The sequence below is a fragment of the Sphingomonas citricola genome (assembly GCF_019429535.1).
Lineage (GTDB): Bacteria > Pseudomonadota > Alphaproteobacteria > Sphingomonadales > Sphingomonadaceae > Sphingomonas > Sphingomonas citricola.
Map to the genome: position 1 here is coordinate 196,561 of NZ_JAHXZM010000003.1, position 19,806 is coordinate 216,366.

Below are 19,806 nucleotides of genomic sequence, written 5' to 3' on the forward strand. Positions count from 1 at the left end.
TCGGGACGGACCGACAATCGGCACGCCCTCAGGGGCAGCCGATTAGGCGCATGGCGCGTAGCAATTCGAGAGCGATCGCGGGGTTTCGCGTATAGTTGGCATATAGCGGCGACCGGCGCGCCGCCGTGATCGCGCGAGCGGTGGAAAGCGCTTTGCGGCGCGCGCGCGCTCGGCTAGGGGCGGCGGGTCGAGGGCGGGTTCACCCGTCTTCGACAGATCGCGACGGTGCCCCGAGAGGGGCTTGAAACGGGAATGCGGAACGGGCGCCGACGGCGTGCCGAAACCGCAGCTGTCCCTGCAACTGTGAGCGGCGAGCGAGATGCGCACGCGGCGGCACCATTGTCGTCGCAGCCACTGGGGAAACCTGGGAAGGCGCGTACCGAGCGATGACCCGCGAGCCAGGAGACCTGCCGACGCGCGTCGCTCATTGCTCGGGTCCAGGGGATGGCCAGGGCACGGAGAACCTCCGTCAGAGCGACAGTTCGAGCGGCCGACAGGCGGGTGCCTGCCGGGTGCTCCAGCCGTGCGGTCCGGGGCCGCGAGCGGTGCGACGGGTCCGTGGGCGAGCGTCCGCCGGCCAAATCCGTCGCGCACGCGTCCGCCGCAGCCCGGCGGACAGCCCCGACCATACGGTTCGTCGCGACGCATGGGGGAAGTAACATGAATAATATCGCCATATCGGTCTCGTTCCTGGCGCTGGTCGCCGCCACGCCGGCGTGGGCGCAGAGCGACCCGACACTGCCGACCAAGGATGCGGCAGGGAACGACATTGTCGTCACCGCCTCGCGCTCGGGCGACGCGGTGGAGGTGAGGAACCTGCCAGCGTCGGTCACGCTGCTGACCAACGCCGATCTGGCCGAGCGACAGACGCGCATCGTCTCCGACGTGCTGCGCGACGTACCAGGGCTGGCAATCAGCCGCGCGGGGGCAATCGGCGGGCTGACGCAGGTGCGCGTGCGCGGCAGCGAGAGCAATCACGTGCTGGTGCTGGTCGACGGGATCAAGGCGTCCGACCCGTATCTGGGCGAATTCGATTTCGGCACGCTGCTGGCGGACGAGGCCGCGAAGATCGAGGTGCTGCGCGGGCAGCAATCGTCGCTCTATGGCTCCGATGCGATCGGCGGGGTCATCCAGTACATCACGCTGACCGGGCGCGAACTGCCCGGCGTGTCGCTACGCGCGGAGGGCGGATCGTTCGGAACCGCGAGCGGCGGCGCGCGGGTGGGGGGATATTCCGATACGCTCGACTATGTCGCCTCCGCGTCGGCCTATCGCACCGATGGCTATCCGACCGCACGCGTCGGATCGCGCGACGTGGGCGCGACGATGGTCAACGCGACCGCCAAGGTGACGTGGACGCCGTCCGCCACGTTCAAGCTGACGGGAGTTGGGCGCTACGGTTACGTCGACGCCGACACGAACAATTCGGACAACGACCCGACGAGCCCGCTGTTCGGATACACGATCGACTCGCCCGGCACCTTCTATCGCCAGAACGCCTTCTACGGGCTGGTGCGCGCCGACCTGTCGCTGGCCGACGGGCGCTGGAACAACGCGTTGACTGGTCAGTTCGCCGATACGACGCGGAAAGGATATGACGCCGACGTACGCTCGTCGGGCGACATCGGGCGGCGCTACAAGGGGACGTACGAGACGAGCTTCCGCTTCGGCAGCGAGCGTGTCGTCAACCGTTTGACCGGTGCCATCGATTTCGAGCGCGAGGAGTTCGAGAATACGACGCCGTCGGACTTCGTGTTCCGCGGCCGCCGCTCGACCGAGAATTGGGGGTTTGTCGGCCAATATGAGCTGACGGTCGACGACGCGCTGTCGGCGGGTGCGAGCATCCGGCAGGACCAGAACAACCGGTTCGACGACGTGACGACCTACCGGCTGCAGGCAGGCTACCGTCTGCCGATCGGGCTGCGCGTGCGCGGTGCGTACGGGACCGGCGTCAAGAACCCGACCTATTACGAACTGTTCGGCTATTCGGACGGCCGCTACATCGGCAATGCCAACCTGAAGCCGGAGAAGTCGAAGGGCTGGGAAGCGGGCGCGGACTGGGACATCGCGCGCGGCAAGGCGACAATCGGCGCGACCTATTTCGACAGCAGGCTCGAGAACGAGATTTTCACCACCTATCCCGCGCCCGACTTCATCGCGACGCCCGCCAACCGTGACACGCGGTCGAAGCAGCACGGCATTGAGGCGTTCGCCAGCGCCAGGCCGATCCCGCAGATCAAGTTCGACCTCGCCTATACCTGGCTCGACGCGACCGAGAACGGGGTCAACGAGGTACGCCGCCCGCATCATATCGGCAGCGTCAACGCGACCGTGTTCAGCGACGACCAGCGCTTCTCCGGCACGCTGACGCTGCGGTACAACGGGCGGCAGGATGATCTGGCCTACACGGATCCGAGCTACGTGCCGGTGCGCGTGTCGCTGCGCGAATATGTGCTGATGAACCTGAACGCGGAATACAAACTCACCGGCGGGCTCACGGTGTTCGGCCGCGTCGACAACCTGCTGGACGAGCGATACGAGGACGTGTTCAGCTTCGCCTCGCCCGGCCGCAGCGCGATCGGCGGGGTGAGGGCGCGGTTCTGATGCGCTGGCCGGTCGTGCTCGCGCTGCCGCTCGCCGCCTGTGCCGGCGGCGACGTAGGCGCGCCGCGCATGACTGGCAGGCCGATGCGCGTGATGAGCATGAACCTGTGCACCGACCAATTGGTGCTGGCGCTGCTGCCGCCCAGCAGGATCGCGTCGGTGACGTGGCTGGCGCGCGATCCGTCGGGCTCGCTGCTGACCGGGGCCGCGGCGCGCGTCGCGGTCAATCACGGCAACGCGGAAGACGTGGTGAGCCAGCGCCCCGACCTGGTCGTAACCGGCGCGACGAGCACGCCCGCGACGCGCGCGATGCTCCACCGACTGGGGTACCCGATGGTCGAGGTGCCGCACGCTGCAAACTTCGACGCGATCCGCGCGGCGACTAGGCAAGTCGCGCGCGCGGTCGGCGAGGTCGCGCGCGGCGAAACGCTGATCGCGCGGATGGACGCAGAGCTGGCGGCGCTCCGGCGTGACCCCGCACCGCCCCTGCGGGTGGCAGCGTGGGACGGCGGCGGTTTCGGGGCGAGCGAGGGGACGCTCTTCAACGAGGTGCTCGCCGCGGCGGGCGCGGTGAATGTCGCCACCCGGCCACCCGCAAACGGTTACCGCCGCGCCGATGCCGAGGTCCTGTTGCAGGCTGCGCCCGACGTGCTGATCCGGGGCAGCGCGGCCGATGGCGCACCCGGCCGCCGCGCGGAGTTTGAGCGGCACCCGGTCGTGCGGCGTTTCTGGGGGAAACGGCGCACGATCACGCTGCGTCAGGCATGGTTCGGCTGCGGCACGCCGTTCGCCGCCGAAGGCGCGCGTCGGCTCCGCGACGAATTGCGCTCGGTCGCGCAGGGGCTGCCCGCTGGCCCGGTCATTCCGGCTGGTCTTTCGTGAACCGCTGGCTGATTTCGGTGCTGCTCGCGCTGCTGGTGGCGGCCAGCGTCGTGGCGCTGCTCGCGGGCACGGTGTGGCTGTCACCGGTGCGCGTTCTCGCGTCGATCATGGGCGGGGAGGCCTATCTGCCCGCGCTGATCGTGACGCAGATACGCCTGCCGCGGCTGGTGCTCGCGCTCGCGATCGGCGCCAGCCTGGGGCTGTCGGGCGCGGTGCTGCAGGGGTTGACGCGCAATCCGCTCGCCGAGCCGGGCCTGCTCGGCATCACCGCGGGCGGATCGCTCGGCGCAGTGATCGCGATCTATTTCGGGTTCGCGACCGGTTTTGCGCTGGCGACGCCGATGTTCGCGCTCGTCGGTGCGTTCGGGACCGCGCTAATCGCGTTGCTGCTCGCGCGGCGCGGGGGCAATCTGTCGTTGATCCTGACCGGCGTCGCGATCAGCAGCATCGCATCGGCGGTGACGATGCTCGCGCTCAATCTCGCACCCGATCCGTTCGCTAATTACGAGATCATGGCGTGGTTGATGGGGACGCTCGCCGATCGCAGCTGGGATCACGTCGCCTTGTCGCTGCCGTTCGTGTTGCTGGGCTGCGCGCTGCTCTGCGCAACCGCGCCCGCGCTCGACGCGCTGGCCCTGGGGGAAGCGCAGGCGGAGAGCTTGGGCACGCACGTCGCGCGGACGCGGGTGCTCGCACTCGCTGGAACGGCACTGGCGGTCGGCGCGTCGACCGCGGTGGCGGGATCGATCGGGTTCGTCGGGCTAATCGCGCCGCATCTGGTCCGCCCGCTCGTCGGGCATCAGCCGCGCCGCGTCCTCGCGCCCGCGGCGATCGCGGGTGCGCTACTCGTGACGATCGCCGATACTGCCTCGCGCACGCTCGTCTTCAACGGCACCCCGCTCAACATCGGCGTGTTCACCAGCCTGATCGGGACGCCGTTCTTTCTTTGGCTGGTGCTTCACCTGCGCGGGCGGACGCCGTGAGCGCGCTGATCCTGAACCACGTAAGCGTTGTGCGCGGTAGCCGGCGGGTGCTGGACGGGATCGACGTGACGTTCGAGCGCGGGCGGCTGGCGGCGGTGATCGGGCCCAACGGCGCGGGCAAGAGCACGCTGCTGAGCGTCGCGGCGGGGCTGCTGACACCGAATGCGGGTAGCATCAGCCTCGACGCGGTACCGCTCGCCGCGATCGATCGACGAATTCTCGCGCGGCGGCGCGCGTATCTGCCGCAGCGCGCCGGGGTCGAGTGGCCGATCAGCGTCGAGCGCGTCGTCGCGCTGGGCCTGGCGCCCAGCCTGCCCGCGTTCGGTGGCCTGCCCCCGACTTTACAGACACGCGTTGCCGACACGCTGGCGCAGTTCGATCTGACCGATCTGGCGACGCGCCCCGCGACCGAATTGTCGGGCGGCGAGCTCGCGCGCGTGATGATGGCGCGCGCGACCGTCGGCACACCCGAGGTGCTGATCGTCGATGAGCCGACCGCGGGGCTCGATCCGCGGCACGTGATCGAGGTCGGGCGTCGCCTGCGCGCGCTGGCGGACGGTGGATGCGCGGTGATCGTCGCGCTCCACGATCTCGACCTCGCGCGCCGGATCGCCGACGACGTCGTCGCGATGAAGGGCGGGCGGGTGCTCGCCGCGGGGCCGACGCAAACGGTGGTCACGAGCGAGATACTCTCGGCGCTGTACGATGCGCCGATCGAGGTCGTCGCCGACGGGGAGGGGGGCGGTATTCGTTACCGCGGCTGGTAATCGCGGCTTAAGCGATCACCGCTCGAAAGCGTCGCGCGAGGATGGACAGGGCCCGTCGGCGCGGACACATTCGCGGGCATGGAAATTCCCGCCGCCCGGTCCGACTTCCCCGAAATCCGCGACGCGGTGCGCGCGCTGGTGCGCGAATTCGGCGACGCCTATTTCCGTGAGGTCGACGAAGCGCGTGCTTATCCGGCGGCGTTCGTCGAGGCGCTGACGCGCGCGGGCTGGATGGCCGCGCTGATCCCCGAGGAATATGGCGGCGCGGGGCTCGGCCTGACCGAGGCGTCGATCATCATGGAGGAGATCAACCGCGTGGGCGGCAATTCGGGCGCGTGCCACGGCCAGATGTACAACATGAACACGCTGCTGCGCCACGGCGGCTCCGAGCAGAAACGGCGTTTCCTGCCCGAGATCGCCGCCGGGCGGCTGCGGCTCCAATCGATGGCGGTGACCGAGCCGACGACCGGCAGCAACACCACCGCGCTGACGACGCGCGCCGAGCGGCGGGGCGACCAATATGTCGTGACCGGACAGAAGGTGTGGACCAGCCGCGTCCAGCATTCCGACCTGATGATCCTGCTCGCACGTACCGCGCCCGCGGGTGAGGGGCGCAAGACCGACGGCCTGTCGCTGTTCCTGGTCGATCTGCACGCAGCGATCGGCCGCGGGCTGGAAGTCCGGCCGATCCGCAACATGGTCAACCACGAAACCAACGAGTTGTTCTTCGACGGGCTGATGTTGCCCGCCGACGCGTTGATCGGCGAGGAGGGGCGTGGTTTCCGCTACATCCTGGATGGGTTGAACGCCGAGCGCGCGCTGATCGCGGCGGAATGTATCGGCGACGGTTACTGGTTCATCGAACGCGCGGCGCGCTACGGATCGGAGCGCGTCGTGTTCGATCGGCCGATCGGTCGCAATCAGGGCGTCCAATTCCCGATCGCACAGGCCTATATGGAAATCCGCGCCGCCGACCTGATGCGGTACGAGGCGTGCCGGTTGTTCGACGCGGGCGAGCCGTGCGGCGCGGAGGCCAACATGGCGAAGCATCTGGCGGCGGACGCATCGTGGAAGGCGGCGAACGCGTGCATGCAGACGTTCGGCGGTTTCGGCTTCGCGGCGGAATATGATGTCGAGCGCAAGTTCCGCGAAACGCGGCTGTATCAGGTCGCGCCGATCAGCGCGAACATGATCCTGTCCTACGTCGGCGAGCACGTGCTGGGCATGCCGCGGTCGTTCTGACGCGCGGCCCGGGCACGCTAACCGCGCTCAGCCGGCGAGACGCTGATCGTAACCCATCGCCTGCGCCGCCATCGCGACCTGCGTACGGTTGCGCACGTTCAGCTTGCGCATCAGCGCGGTCATGTGCGCCTTGACGGTCGCTTCCGCGATGCCGAGGTCGTAGGCGATCTGCTTGTTGAGCAGCCCCGACCTGACGCCGTCCATCACCTTCAGCTGGGTCGGCGTGAGCCGTGCCGAGGCAGGCGGTGCGAATGCCACCACCGTGCCGCCCGTTTTCTGCGCCTGCTGCCCGTCCATCCGCATACCTCCCTCGATCCGACCGACCGTGGCCCGCACCTCGTTTCGCGCGAACTCATTGTGCGTCATGACTAGCGTAAGTGGTACGACAAGTTCAAGCGCGTTGGCGGTAATCGACTATCTCGCACAGCTATTTCGACTTGTGTGTGCGCAGACCTGTCGTACAGATATTGTCGAAACGCCGCGACAAGCGTCGATCAGGGGGGGGTGCATTGCCGAACTGTCATGCCGCATGGGCAGTCATGGCCGCGGCGTCGTGACCACGGCCGACCTGCACCTGCTCGGCGCCGCGCTGGCGGGGATCGCCCTGTCGGTCGTGTTGATCGTGAAGGCGCGGTTTCATCCCTTCCTCGGGCTGCTCTGCGGCGCGTTCGTCGTCGGGTCGCTGGCCGGCTTGCCGGTCGCCGATACCGCCAAGGCGGTGCAGAAGGGCGCGGGCGATATCCTCGGCGGTACCGGACTGGTGGTCGCGCTCGGACTGGCGCTCGGCGCGATGCTGCAATTGTCCGATGGCGCCGGGGGGATCGCGCGAAGGGCGCTGCGCTGGTCGGGGCCGAAGGGCGCGCCGTGGGCGGCGCTCGCAACCGCATTGGTCATCGGACTGCCGCTGTTCTTCGAGACCGGGCTGGTGTTGCTGCTGCCGATCGTCGCGGCAGCTGCAGCCGCGCTGCCCGGGGCGAGCGACGCGGCGAAGTTGCGGTTGATGCTGTCGGCGATCACGGGGCTGTCGGTCGTCCACGCGCTCGTCCCACCGCATCCGGGACCGCTGCTGGCGGTCGAGGCGCTCGGCGCCGATCTCGGGCGGACGATCCTCTACGGCGTGATGGTCGCGGTGCCGACCGCGGTGATCGCGGGGCCGCTGCTCGCGCGCGTGACCACCCGCGGCGTCGCGCTGGCCCCGCCGACGCTCGCGCCTGCGCGCATCGCGACGCAAGCGCCATCGACCGCGCGTGCGTTGGCGGTCGTGCTGCTGCCGGTCGTGTTGATCGCGGCGGGGCAGCTCGCGCCGCTGCTGCCGCGCGGTGCGACGGTCGCGGGGTGGCTTGCGGCGGCGAGCAATCCGGTCCTAGCCCTGCTGATCGCGTGCCTCGCCGCGCTGCCGCTGCTGTTCGGACGCGAGGCACTGCGCGCGCCCGTCCAGTCGGCGATCTGGGCGGAGACGATGGCACCCGCGGGGGCGATCCTGCTCGCGATCGGTGCGGGCGGTGCGCTCAAGCAGGTGCTGGTCACCGCCGGACTATCCGACCTGCTGGTCCGTGCCGCAGCGGGTGCCGCACTGTCGCCGATCCTGCTCGCCTGGGGTGTCGCGGTATGCATCCGGCTCGCGACCGGATCGGCGACGGTCGCGACGATCACCACCGCGGGCGTGATGCCGGGCGTCGTCGCGGCGAGCGGCACCGCACCCGAGTGGATCGTGCTGGCGATCGGCGCGGGCTCGGTGTTCTTCAGCCACGTCAACGATCCGGGCTTCTGGCTGGTCCGCGGCTATCTCGGCACCGATACCGCGGGCACGTTCCGCACCTGGTCGGCGCTCGAGACGGTGATCTCGGTCGTCGGCCTGCTCTTGGTGTTGGCGGCGAGCGCGCTATTCTGATCGCGAACAGGGGAGGGCCGGCATTGGGTCAGGAACGGCTGACGGATCGCGCCTACACCGCGATCGTCGAGATCATCAACGCGGACGACCTGAACGTCGGCGACCGGCTTCCCTCGGAAGCGCGGCTGGCGGAGATGTTCGGCATGTCGCGCACGATCGTACGCGAGGCATTGGCGCGGCTGGCGTCGGACGGCATCACCGAGCCGCGGCGTGGGGCGGGATCGTTCGTGAAGAGCCGTCCGTCCGATCGCATGCTCGCCTTCATGCCGGTCGCCGAACTGCCCCGGACGCTCGGGACCTACGAAGTCCGCTTCGTTCTAGAGGCGGAGGCGGCGCGGCTCGCTGCGGTCCGACGCTCGGGCGAGGAGATGGCCGCGATCGACGAAGCGCTGGAGGCGCTGCGCGCGGCATTGCTGTCGGACGCGCCCGCGCACGACGAGGACATGGAATTGCACCGCCGCATCGTCGCCGCGACCGCCAACCCCGCCTTCGCCGCCGCGTTCGACGCGCTTGTCGCCGAGGTGGAGAAGGTGATGCGCGCGGGCGTCGACATCTCGCGCTCGCGGCCGCCCGAGGTGATCGGCGCGATGATGCGCGAGCATGAGATGATCGTCGACGCGATCCGCGCGCAGGACGCGGACGGTGCCGCGCTCGCGATGCGCTGGCACCTGTCGGAGGGGCGCAAGCGGTTGATGCCCTAGGCGTCGGTCAGCCACGATACCGCCGCGCGGCAGAGCTCAGGCGGGCTGTGGTGCGAATCGAGTGCCAGCACCGGTTCGTCAGGCGCGGGCCGCTCAAGCGTGTCGAGCTGGCTGTCGAGGAGACTGGGCGGCATGTAATGCGCCCGCCGGTGTTCGAGCCGTTGGAGCAGTTCGTCGCGCTCATTTTCGAGCAGCACAAAGCGGACGCGCCCGCCCGCCGCCGCGATCAATCGATCGCGATAGCGACGGCGCAACGCCGAGCAGGTCGCAACCGCGCGCCCGCTATCACGCGCCGCATCGCCGAGCGCGTGGCCTAACCGGTCGAGCCACGGCCAGCGATCGGCGTCGGTTAGGGGATGGCCCGCACGCATCTTCGCAATCGCGGCGGTATCGTGAAAGTCGTCGCCTTCGAGGAAGGGGCAGTCGAGCACGCGCGCGAGCAGCGATCCGAGCGTCGATTTGCCCGATCCGCTGACCCCCATGACGATGACGGCGAGCGGCGCCTCAGCCTCGTCAGGGTTCCGGGTCACGCGCTGCTTCTCCTTCGTCATACCAATCGCGGCGGCTCTAGGCAGCGACGCGTCAACGCGGAAGCGGGACCAAGGTCGCACGTTGGCGAGCTGGGTATACGACCAAGGTCCGGTCGCGACGCGTCCGTGCGTGCGCTATCCGGCCCGGTGAGAGCGATGGACGGGGTGGGCGCGTGGTTGAGGCGGAAACGGGAATGCGGGTCGGCCGCCGCGACGTGATGAAGGCAAGCGCCTTGCTCGCTGCCTCCGCCTGGGCGCCGGTTGCGATCGCGCGCGACACGCGCGATCACGGCGTGCGCATCCGCGACCTGCTGTCGCGCATGACACTGTCCGAGAAGATCGGGCAGATGAACCAGATAGCGGGCGGGCGGCAGAAAGCGCTCAACTCGCGGCTCGACGCCGCGATGCTCGACCGGGTGCGACGCGGCGAGATGGGTTCGTTCCTTCACGTCGCCGGGGCCGAGCCGCTCAGGCGATTGCAAAAGATCGCGGTCGAGGAATCGCGGCTCGGCATCCCGCTGCTGTTCGCGATGGACGTGATCCACGGTTATCGCACCACGCTGCCGGTGCCGCTCGCGCTCGCCGCCGGCTGGGACCCGGCGATGATGGAACGGGCCGCCGCGCTGATGGCGGAGGAAGCTTGGGCAGCGGGGCTGCACTGGACGTTCACGCCGATGGTCGACGTCGCGCGCGATCCGCGCTGGGGCCGCGTGGTCGAGGGCGCGGGCGAGGACGCGTATCTCGGCAGCCGGATGGCGGAAGCGCAGGTCCGCGGATTGGAGGGCCCGGTACGACGCGCACGCGAGCCGCTGGCCAGGGGTCGCGTGCTGTCGTGCAGCAAGCATTTCGTCGGCTACGGCGCGGTCGCGGGCGGGCGAGATTATGACAGCGCAGACGTATCCGAGCGGACGCTGCACGAGGTCTATCTGCCGCCGTTCCACGCCGCGATGCGCGCGGGCTCGGGCAGTTTCATGACCGCGTTCAACGACGTTGCGGGCGTGCCGATGACCGCGAACGAGGCGCTGGTGCGTGGTAAATTGCGCGAACGCTGGGGCTATCAGGGGCTGGTCGTCAGCGATTGGAACGCGATTCCCGAACTGATCAGCCACGGGGTCGCCGCCACCCCGGCGGAGGCCGCGGCGCTGGCGCTGCACGCGGGCGTCGACATGGACATGGCGAGCAGCACTTATGCCGATCATCTGGCGACCGCGGTTGCGGCTGACGCGTCGCTCGTCCCGCTGATCGATCAGGCGGTAATGCGCATCCTGATGACCAAGGCGCGGCTGGGGTTGTTCGACGATCCTTACCGCTTCGGCGACGCGGCACGCGAGAAGGCACCACTTGCGCGCGGGACGGCGCGCGAGCTGGCGACCCGCTCGATCGTACTGCTGCGCAACGAGGGTGCGGTGTTGCCGCTCAAGCCCACCGCGCGCATCGCGCTGATCGGTGCGCTCGCGGACGATGCCTCCTCGGAACTCGGATCGTGGCGCGCGCGCGGGCAGGCGGAGGATGCGGTGACGCTGCGCCGCGCCTTGCCGCAGGCCGTGTACGATCCGGGCACCGATCCGGCCGCCGCCGCTCGCGTCGCCGCGAATGCCGACGTCGTGCTGCTCGTCATCGGCGAGGATTATGACATGACCGGCGAAGCACGCAGCCGGTCGGACATCGGCCTGCCCGGCGATCAACAGGCGCTGACCGAGGCGGTGCGCGGCGCGGGCAAGCCAATCGTCGCGATCGTCATGGGGGGCCGGCCGCTCGCGCTGGAGCACGCGCTGACGGGCATTCCGGCGGTGCTGCAGACGTGGTTCCTAGGGATCGAAGGCGGTCCGGCGATCGCCGACGTCCTGATGGGAAAGGTGTCGCCCGCGGGCCGACTGCCGATCGCGATGCCGCGCACGACGGGGCAGGTGCCGATGACCTACGCGCACGTCCCGACCGGACGGCCGGCCAATCCCGATCTGGCGGTCGACAGCGCACGCTATCACGACACCGACATCGGCCCCGTGTTCGCCTTCGGACATGGGCTGAGCTACACGCGCTTCGGCTACGCGCCGCTCACGATCGAGCCGCGCGGCGATGCGACGGTGATCGGCGTCGTCGTCAGCAACGACGGCGCTGTCGCGGGCGACGAAGTCGTTCAGCTTTACATCCGCGACCCGGTCGCGTCGGTGGCGAGGCCCGTTGCCGAACTGCGCGGATTCAAGCGCGTGACGCTCGCGCCCGGCGAGCGGCGTACCGTTCGCTTCACGCTGGCGCACGCGCAGCTCGCCTTGTGGAAGGCGGGCGCGTGGATGATCGAGGCGGGCACGATCGAGGTGATGGTCGGCAGCTCGTCCGCGGACATCCGGCAGCGTGGTCGGTTCACGGTCGGTGCGGGGCAGGGCAGCGATCCGGCGGCGTCGATCGCGACGCGGGTGGAGGTAGCATGAGCGGGGAATCATTCGTGACGAAGGTGACACGGCGAACGGCGATCCTCGGCGGCGCGGCTGTGGTTAGCTCCGCCGCGATCGCGCGGCCCGCGGTGCGACCGGCAACCGTCGGCACGATCACGCGGTTCGACCCCGCGCTCGACCGTATCCTCGATCCCTCGGCCCCGATCGAGATCATCGCGCGGGGGCTCCAATGGGCGGAGGGCCCGGTATGGGTAGCGCGGGGCGAATATCTGCTGTTCTCCGACGTCCCCGCAAATACCGTGCATCGCTGGACGGCACGGGAGGGCGCGCATCCGTTCCTACATCCTTCGGGTCTTGGAGGTTCGGTCCCCGCGGGCATCCGCGAGGCGGGCGCGAACGGGTTGGCGATTGATCGATCGGGCGCTTTGGTGATGGCGGACTCGGGAACGCGCGCGATCGCGCGGGTCGATCTGGCGACGCGGAAGAAGACGATTTTCGCCGACCGTTTCGAGGGCAAGCGCTTCAACAGTTGCAACGATCTGACGATCGCGCGCGACGGCACGATCTACTTCACCGACCCGCCCTATGGTCTGGCGGAGGGCGATGCATCGCCGCTGAAGGAATTGGTGTTCAACGGCGTCTATCGGCTGAGCCCGACCGGCGAGGTCGACCTGATCGACGCGAGCCTCAGGCGGCCCAACGGTATCGCATTGTCGCCCCGCCAGGATCGCCTGTACGTCGGCTGTTCTGATGAGGTCGCGCCGGAGATCAGGGTGTACGCGCTCGGGGCGGACGGCGCGCGCGTGGGCGAGGGGCGCCGGCTGGTCGACTTTACGCCTGAGTTGAAGCGTGGATGGCCGGGATTGCCCGACGGGATGAAGGTGGCGCGCAACGGGCACCTGTTCGCGACCGGACCCGGCGGGCTCTACATCCTTGCGCCCGATGGCCGGAAGCTGGGCCTGATCGCACGCGGCAAGCCGATCGCCAATTGCGCCTTCGGGGAAGATGGCCGCACGCTGTTCATGGCGAGCAGCGACGCGGTTCTGCGCGTCCGACTGCGCGCGTCGATGACCTGACGCGCGGTCAGGCCGCCAGACGCCAGGTGCCCCGGCCCGCGGCCTTCGCCTGATACAGCGCACGGTCGGCGCGCGCCATGACCGCACGCTCGGTCACCAGCGGCGAAGCGGACCATGTCGCCCCGAGGCTCGCGCCGACTCGGAGCCCCGAGCCGCCCGCGGCCGAGAACCCGCCCTGCAACGCCGACACGGTTCGCTCTGCGAGCGCCTCGAGACCGGGGAGGTCGGCCCCGACCAGGACGACCGCGAATTCGTCGCCACCCACGCGCGCGACGAGGTCGCCGTGACGGACCGCTCCGCGCAGGCGCTGCGCCGCCTCGACGAGGATTGCGTCGCCCGCGTCGTGGCCGAGCGTGTCGTTGACCTGCTTGAACCCGTCGAGATCGACCAGCATGACCCCGCAAGCGAGATCGGCGGGCAGCGCATCGAGCCGGTGATCGAGCCCACGGCGGTTGAGCAGCCCGGTCAACGGATCGGTCAGCGCGTCCATTTCCGCGCGAATGCGACGCTCGTGCTCCTCGGTCAGGTCGATCGTCACCCCGACCAGTTGCTCGGGATTGCCATGCGCGTCGCGCAGCAGCCGCCGGTCGCAGCGCATCCAGTGAACGCCGCTATGCGTCTGCAAGCGGTATTCAACCGACGAACGATCGCGCTTCCCCTCGATCAATTCGCGCAGATCGGCGTTGGCGCGATCCTCGGGCAGGATGTGTTCGCTGAACTGCTGCAAATCGTAGGGGCCGGCTCCCGGACCGGCCACAAACTGCGCGAGCTGTTCGGAGGTCTGGAAGCTGCCGCTCGCGACGTCCATGTGCCACGAGCCGCCGCGCACCGCCTCGGTGATCAGTGACAGCCGCGCGTTCATCTCGACCAGCCGACGCTCTGCCTCGCGCTGCTGCGTGATGTCTTCGACATGCGCGAAGAAGTGCGTCACATTGCCCTGGTCGTCGCGGACCGCCGATACCTCGAGCTTGGCGTGCACGACCGATCCGTCCGCCCGGACGTAGCGCTTTTCCATCGAATATCCGTTGATGCGACCGAGCAACGTCTCACGCAGTTGCCGCAAGTCGACCTCGATATCGTCCGGGTGGGTCAGTTCGACGATGCTCATCGCGACGAGGTCGGGAACGGGACGTTCGAGCATCGCCGCGAAGCGGGGATTGGCGCGGACGATCCGTCCCTCGGTATCGACGATCACCTTGCCGACGGGCGCATTCTCGAACGCTTCCGCGAACATCGCCTCACTTCGCGCGATCTCGAGCTGCAGGTCGTCGCGCTGGCTGATCTGCGTGACGAGGACGATCACGCCCGCCACGTGTCCGTCGGCAGCGCGATCGGGGATATAAGTGCCCTGGACGCGCCGTCGATGATCGTGGTCAAAGATGTGATATTCGTAGGTCACTTCCTCGCCGGCCAGCGCCTTGTCGAGCTGTTCGGCGATCAGCGGATAGTTACGCTCCCCGACGATCTCGCGGACGTAGCGGCCGACGATCTGTTCGGGCGGAATACCGCGCCAGCGCGCATAGGTTTGATTGGCGTAACGGTAACGTAGGTCGGGACCGAAATAGGCGACGAGCCCGGGGAGCAGGTCGAGGATGTGCCCCGGCGTGATCGTGTGTCCCGGCTCGATCGAGCCCGCGGGTTGGATCGGCAAGGTCATTGCCGATCCATATCCTTGCGTCGGTTAACAACTTTCTTCGTTTCGCGCGGCCACGCGTTCCTACAGCAGCTTGTCGAGCGTGATCGGCAGGTCGCGCACGCGTTTGCCGGTCGCATTGAACACCGCGTTCGCGACCGCGGCAGCGACCCCGGTGATCCCGATCTCGCCGACGCCGCGCGCGCCCATCGGGGCGTGCGGATCGGGCACGTCGGTCCACATCACCTCGATCTCGGGCACGTCCATGTGCACCGGCACATGATATTCGGCGAGGCTGGGGTTCATGATCCGCCCCTTGCGCTCGTCGTATTGCGTTTCCTCCATCAGCGCGAGGCCGAGCCCCATGATGATCCCGCCGCGGAACTGGCTCGCCGCGGTCTTCGGGTTGAGGATGCGGCCGCAGTCGAACGAGCCGAGGAAGCGCGACACGCGCAGCTCGCCCGTCACCGCGTTGACACGCACTTCGCAGAACATCGCGCCGTGCGAATGCATCGACCAATGCATCGTCTCGAGCGGCGAGGGCGGCTCGGCCTCGACCATCAATTCGTCACGCTGCGCGCGCGACAGGATCGAGGCGTAGCTCTCGTGTGCGCTGGAATCGTCGATCTTGGCGAGCCCGCCGTTCACGCCGGTCACCGCGTCTGCGTCCAGCCCGGCGAGCGGCGAGTCGTTGCCCGCGAGCTTGAGCAATTCCGTCACGAGAGTGCGGTGCGCCGCCATCACCGATGCGCCGATTGCCGCGGTCTGCTGCGATCCGCCCGCCATGACGGTGCCGGGCAGCGTGCTGTCGCCGTAGTTGAACGCGACCTGCTCCATCGTGAGGCCAAGGCGGTCCGCGGCGACCTGCGTCTGCGCGGTGGCGGTGCCCATCCCCATGTCGTGCGCCGCGATGTCGATCGTCGCACCGTCCGCCCGCAGCGTGATCCGCGCCGCGCCGCCGGGCATGCGGTAATAAGGGTAGGTCGCGGTCGCGACGCCAGTGCCGATCAACCACTCGCCTTCGCGCCTTGTGCCGGGCGCCTGACGCTTGGACCAGCCGAAGCGTTCTGCCCCGTCGCGGAACGCCTTCTCGACCTCGCGCGAGGAGAAGGGTGCGCCGGTCGTCGGATCCTTGTCGGGCTCGTTGCGCAGGCGCAGCTCGATCGGGTCGAGCCCCATGTCGAGCGCGAGTTCGTCGATTGCGCTTTCCAAGGCAAAGGTGCCGACTGCCTCGCCCGGCGCGCGCATGAAGGTATTGGCGACCATGTCGAGATAGGCGACCTCGACGTCGAGCTTCATCGTCTTCGTCGCATAGGCGCTGCGCGCGGGCAGGATGAACGGCTCGGGCAGCACATTGTGGTGGCTCATCGCAGTCGTGCCGGTGTGGATCAGCGCGTCGAAGCGCCCGTCGGCATCGGCGCCGAGCGCCACGCGCTGCTCGGTGATGGTGCGCCCGCCGACGATGCGATAGACCCCCTCGCGCGACAGCATCAGCCGGACCGGACGCCCGGCCAGCTTCGATGCGGCGGCGGCGAGCACCTGATGCTGCCACAGCCCTTTGCCGCCGAAACCGCCGCCGACGAAGGGCGAGGTGACGTGGACTTGGTCCTCGTCGATACCGAACACATGGCCGAGCGACCAGGCGGTGTGCGCCACCATCTGCGACGCGTCGTGGACGCGAAGATGATCGCCGTCCCACGCGACGGTGACCGCGTGAAGCTCGATCGCGTTATGGCTGTGCCGCGGCGTGGTGTAATATTGATCGACCTTGTGTGCCGCGTGCGCCAGCGCTTCCTCCGCGCTGCCGTTCTCGAACTTGAGCGGTTGGCCCATGAACTGGCCGGGTTCGACGCCCTTCGCCTTCGCCTCGGCGAGTGCGGTGACCGAATGCTCTTCGTCGTAGGCGACGTGGACCAGCGCGGCGGCGTGGTCGGCCTGCTCCTGCGTCTCGGCGAGCACGAGCGCGACGGGTTCGCCGTTCCAGTACACCTTCGCGTCCTGCATCACGGGCAGGTCGTTGCCGCCGCACGCCTTCTCCGACGTCATGAACAGCGGCATCGGCTTCATGCGCGGCGCGTTGCGGTAGCTCATGACGAGGGCGACGCCCGGCGCAGCCTCGGCAGCGGTGGTGTCCAGCGCGCTGATCTTACCCTTGGCAATCGTGCTGAAGACGAGGCTGGCGTAGAGCATCCCGTCTAGCGGGAACTCAGCCGCATAGGGCGCGGCGCCGCGAACCTTAACGGGGCCGTCGACGCGCGAGACCGGGCGGCCGACATGGCCGTGCTGCGCGCGGATCAGCGGATCGGGCTTGCCACCCGGCATCCAGCTGTCGGGTGCCATCTGCACCGCCTTCGCCATCACGGCCGATGCCGCGCCCTGTACCGCCTGCTTGGCGTCCTCGACGACCTTCATGCGTCCACTCCCGCCAGCTCGGCCAGCACGGCCGTCATCGTCCGTTTCGCGAGTTCGATCTTGAACCCGTTGTCGTTGAGCGGCACCGCGTCGGCGAGCTCGGCTTCGGCGGCGGCGCGGAACGCGTCGAGTGACGCGGCCTTGCCGCGCAGCATCTCCTCCGCGCGCGATGCGCGCCACGGCTTGTGCGCGACGCCGCCGAGCGCGAGCCGCACGTCGCTGACACGGCCGTCCTCGACCGCGATCGCGGCGGCGACCGAGACGAGCGCGAAGGCGTAGCTCGCGCGGTCGCGGACCTTGCGATAGGTCGAGTGCGCGGCGATCGACGCGGCGGGCAGTTCGACCGCGGTGATCAGCTCGCCGGGATGCAGCACCGTGTCGATCTGCGGCTGGTCGCCGGGCAGGCGGTGCAGCTCGGTCAGCGGGAGGGTACGCGTGCCGCTTGCGGAGGACAGATGCACCACCGCGTCGAGCGCGGCGAGCGCGACGCACATGTCGCTAGGGTGCGTCGCGACGCAGGCGTCCGACGCGCCCAAGATCGCGTGGATGCGGTTGAACCCGCCCCGCGCGTCGCAACCCTCACCTGGCCGCCGCTTGTTGCAGCGCGAGCCCTCGACATCGTAAAAATAGGTGCAGCGCGTCCGCTGGAGCAGATTGCCGCCGACTGTCGCCATGTTGCGGATCTGCGCGCTCGCACCTGCGAGGATCGCGCGCGCGAGCACCGGGTAGCGCGCACGGATCGTCGGGTGCGCGGCGAGCGCGCTGTTGGTGACGCCCGCGCCGATCATCACCCCGCCGTCCGGCGTCTCGGCGATGTCGCGCGACAGTCCGGTGACGTCGACCAGTGCCGCGGGGTGCTCGACCGTCTCGCGCATTAGATCGACCAGGTTCGTCCCGCCGCCGAGGTAGCGCCCACCGCGCTCGGCGAGCTGGAGCGCTTCACTCTGATCGGTGGCGCGATTGAAGCTGAACGGGGTCATTCCGCTGCCTCCAGCACCTTGGCTTCGCTCGTGCCGTAGACCTCGAGGATCGCGTCGACGATGCCGTTATGCGCGCCGCAGCGGCACAGATTGCCGCTCATCCGCTCGCGCACCTCGTCGCGGGTCAGCGCGATCGTACCGGCGTCGAGCGCGCCGGTGACGTGGCTCGGCAGTCCGCGCGCGATCTCGTCCGCCATCGCCACCGCGGAACAGATCTGCCCCGGCGTGCAGTAACCGCATTGGAACCCGTCATGCTCGATGAAAGCGGCCTGGAGCGGATGGAGCGCGTCGGCGTCCGCCAGCCCCTCGATCGTGGTGATCGCGCGACCGTCGTACTGCACCGCGAGCGCCAGGCACGAGATGATCCGCTCGCCATCGACGAGCACGGTACACGCGCCGCACGCGCCCTGATTACAGCCTTTCTTGGTGCCGGTGAGGTGCAATTCCTCGCGCAGCAGGTCGAGCAGCGACACGCGCGGATCGCTGGGCAGGGGGACGGGCGATCCATTGACGGTGATCGGCATGACGCTTCTCCGATGATGCAACGTATAGTAACCCGCGGGTCGGATCGCGGCAATCAGGCTGACCGATCGGAAGGTCGTAGTTTGGGATTACTCCGCGGGCGGCAGCACCGCATCCGGGAAGCCCAGCTCGGTGATAAAGCCGTTCCACGCAGCGATCGGCAGCGCGCCGCCGGTCGCCTGCGCGTGGCCGTTGCCATAGCGTCCGTCGGCATCCTCGGGGCGGTGTGCGGCGAGAAAGGCGAGCAGGTCGCGCCCGCTCGCGGACCGCGCAGCGAAATGCACCCAGCCGGACCGGTAGCCGCTATTGGCGGCGATCACGACCTTGTCCTTCAACCGCCCGCGCCACTGCTGCGCGATCAGCGAATGAATTTGGCAGGGCGAGGAGAAGAGGATCAGCGCGACGTCGCCGATCACGCGCGGCGGCACGCGGCGCGCGGCTTCGACCGCCTCGCGTACCTCGACCTTGGCGGCGACGAGCGCGCGCGCGTCGTCGCTGTCGCCTTTGGTGATGACTTTCGGGCCATCGGCCGCGAGCAGCAGGCGCAGCGCGGGCGTCGCGTCGGCGCTGCCCGTCCGCCTGGGCGCGTTTACGAGCGAGGTGGCGTCGCGCAGCGCGGTCTTTCCCCAGCGTTTCTGCGCCTCGGCGAGTTCGGGGAAGGCGCCCCCGTCCGCCATGTCGCCGATCAGCCCGAGTGCTGCGAGCCATTGCAGATCGCCCTGATCACCGAGTGCAGCGGCCGCCCACCAGGCGATCAGCGCGCTGGTAGGTTCGGGATCGAGCGCGTGTCCGCTCAGCGTCACGCCATCCGGCGGCGTGCCGGTCGGGCGGTGATGGTCGACCGTCAGCGTCGGCACGCCGGCGAGCACGGCGTCGCCGCGCGTGCCGAGATCGGCGACGATCAGCCCGGCGGGATCGAGCGCGCGCAGCCGCTCGGCGAAGGCGGGCTCCCACGGCGTCTCGCCCTTGCCGACGATCGCGGGGACCACCTCGCGCCCGCCCGCGCGCAGCGCACGCACCAGGATCGCGACCGCCGAAAGGCCATCGGCGTCGAAATGGCCGGCGACGACGATCCGGCCGTCGGGCACGTCGCCGAGAAAGCGCGCCATGCCCGCGCGTGCGTCGGCGCGGGGGTCGTCGTGGGTGAGCGAACCGATCATCGCGCTAGAACCGATCGGTGCGGCGCGGGTT

16 protein-coding genes and 1 riboswitch are annotated in these 19,806 nt (G+C 69.1%); of the genes, 9 read left to right on the plus strand and 7 right to left on the minus strand.

Annotated elements, in window-relative coordinates:
- Positions 1-206 precede the first annotated feature (206 nt).
- A riboswitch (cobalamin riboswitch) is annotated at positions 207-429 on the plus strand.
- A gap of 231 nt (positions 430-660) precedes the next feature.
- The 5 genes from KZ810_RS08625 (at position 661) to KZ810_RS08645 (ending at position 6,477) form a co-directional block, all read left to right on the plus strand.
- Positions 661-2,604, plus strand: coding sequence for a TonB-dependent receptor plug domain-containing protein (locus tag KZ810_RS08625; protein WP_258044662.1), 1,944 nt, complete (start codon positions 661-663; stop codon positions 2,602-2,604).
- Positions 2,604-3,485 carry an ABC transporter substrate-binding protein gene (locus KZ810_RS08630; RefSeq protein WP_219768655.1) on the plus strand — a complete coding sequence of 294 codons (882 nt, stop codon included), beginning with the start codon at positions 2,604-2,606 and terminating at the stop codon, positions 3,483-3,485. Before KZ810_RS08625 ends, KZ810_RS08630 begins: the two co-directional genes overlap by 1 nt.
- The gene (locus KZ810_RS08635) at positions 3,482-4,468 is read left to right on the plus strand and encodes a FecCD family ABC transporter permease (protein WP_219768656.1); all 987 of its coding nucleotides are present in this window, start codon (positions 3,482-3,484) and stop codon (positions 4,466-4,468) included. The genes KZ810_RS08630 and KZ810_RS08635 overlap by 4 nt, the downstream gene beginning before the upstream one ends.
- A complete protein-coding gene (locus tag KZ810_RS08640) occupies positions 4,465-5,235 on the plus strand; it encodes an ABC transporter ATP-binding protein (protein WP_219768658.1) in 771 nt (256 codons plus the stop codon). Before KZ810_RS08635 ends, KZ810_RS08640 begins: the two co-directional genes overlap by 4 nt.
- Positions 5,236-5,313: 78 nt before the next feature.
- Positions 5,314-6,477 (plus strand): acyl-CoA dehydrogenase family protein, encoded by a 1,164-nt coding sequence (locus KZ810_RS08645; RefSeq protein ID WP_219768659.1) that lies wholly within the window; start codon positions 5,314-5,316, stop codon positions 6,475-6,477.
- Between the two features lie 27 nt (positions 6,478-6,504).
- Here KZ810_RS08645 and KZ810_RS08650 read toward each other — a convergent pair whose 3' ends face one another.
- On the minus strand, positions 6,505-6,774 hold the full coding sequence (locus tag KZ810_RS08650) for a response regulator transcription factor (protein WP_258044663.1): 270 nt from the start codon (positions 6,772-6,774) through the stop codon (positions 6,505-6,507).
- 256 nt (positions 6,775-7,030) lie between these two features.
- Between KZ810_RS08650 and KZ810_RS08655 the strand changes: the two genes are divergently transcribed.
- Positions 7,031-8,368, plus strand: a complete 1,338-nt coding sequence (locus KZ810_RS08655) for a GntT/GntP/DsdX family permease (RefSeq protein WP_219768661.1) — start codon at positions 7,031-7,033, stop codon at positions 8,366-8,368.
- 23 nt (positions 8,369-8,391) lie between these two features.
- Entirely contained in the window at positions 8,392-9,069 is a 678-nt protein-coding gene (locus KZ810_RS08660; protein WP_219768663.1) for a FadR/GntR family transcriptional regulator, read from the plus strand.
- On the opposite strand, the gene KZ810_RS08665 is transcribed toward KZ810_RS08660, so the two are convergent.
- On the minus strand, positions 9,066-9,551 hold the full coding sequence (locus KZ810_RS08665; RefSeq protein WP_219769054.1) for a gluconokinase: 486 nt from the start codon (positions 9,549-9,551) through the stop codon (positions 9,066-9,068). The two genes, KZ810_RS08660 and KZ810_RS08665, sit on opposite strands and share 4 nt — an antisense overlap.
- Positions 9,552-9,793: 242 nt before the next feature.
- On the opposite strand from KZ810_RS08665, the gene KZ810_RS08670 reads away from it, so the two are divergent.
- The gene (locus KZ810_RS08670; RefSeq protein WP_219768664.1) at positions 9,794-12,028 is read left to right on the plus strand and encodes a glycoside hydrolase family 3 N-terminal domain-containing protein; all 2,235 of its coding nucleotides are present in this window, start codon (positions 9,794-9,796) and stop codon (positions 12,026-12,028) included.
- Positions 12,025-13,068: an SMP-30/gluconolactonase/LRE family protein gene (locus tag KZ810_RS08675; protein ID WP_219768665.1), complete on the plus strand. Its 1,044-nt coding sequence runs from the start codon at positions 12,025-12,027 to the stop codon at positions 13,066-13,068. Before KZ810_RS08670 ends, KZ810_RS08675 begins: the two co-directional genes overlap by 4 nt.
- Positions 13,069-13,075: 7 nt before the next feature.
- Here the strand turns inward: KZ810_RS08675 and KZ810_RS08680 are convergent, their stop codons facing one another.
- The 5 genes from KZ810_RS08680 to KZ810_RS08700 all read right to left on the minus strand — a co-directional run bounded on the left by KZ810_RS08680 (position 13,076) and on the right by KZ810_RS08700 (position 19,775).
- Positions 13,076-14,725: a GGDEF and EAL domain-containing protein gene (locus KZ810_RS08680; protein ID WP_219768667.1), complete on the minus strand. Its 1,650-nt coding sequence runs from the start codon at positions 14,723-14,725 to the stop codon at positions 13,076-13,078.
- Positions 14,726-14,785: 60 nt separating this feature from the next.
- Complete coding sequence (locus tag KZ810_RS08685) at positions 14,786-17,113, minus strand: xanthine dehydrogenase family protein molybdopterin-binding subunit (protein WP_219768669.1); 2,328 nt, start codon at positions 17,111-17,113, stop codon at positions 14,786-14,788.
- Entirely contained in the window at positions 17,110-18,093 is a 984-nt protein-coding gene (locus tag KZ810_RS08690; RefSeq protein WP_219768670.1) for an FAD binding domain-containing protein, read from the minus strand. The genes KZ810_RS08685 and KZ810_RS08690 overlap by 4 nt, the downstream gene beginning before the upstream one ends.
- Entirely contained in the window at positions 18,090-18,617 is a 528-nt protein-coding gene (locus KZ810_RS08695) for a 2Fe-2S iron-sulfur cluster-binding protein (protein ID WP_219768672.1), read from the minus strand. The genes KZ810_RS08690 and KZ810_RS08695 overlap by 4 nt, the downstream gene beginning before the upstream one ends.
- A gap of 87 nt (positions 18,618-18,704) precedes the next feature.
- Positions 18,705-19,775 (minus strand): single-stranded-DNA-specific exonuclease RecJ family protein, encoded by a 1,071-nt coding sequence (locus KZ810_RS08700; protein WP_219768674.1) that lies wholly within the window; start codon positions 19,773-19,775, stop codon positions 18,705-18,707.
- Positions 19,776-19,806: the final 31 nt, after the last annotated feature.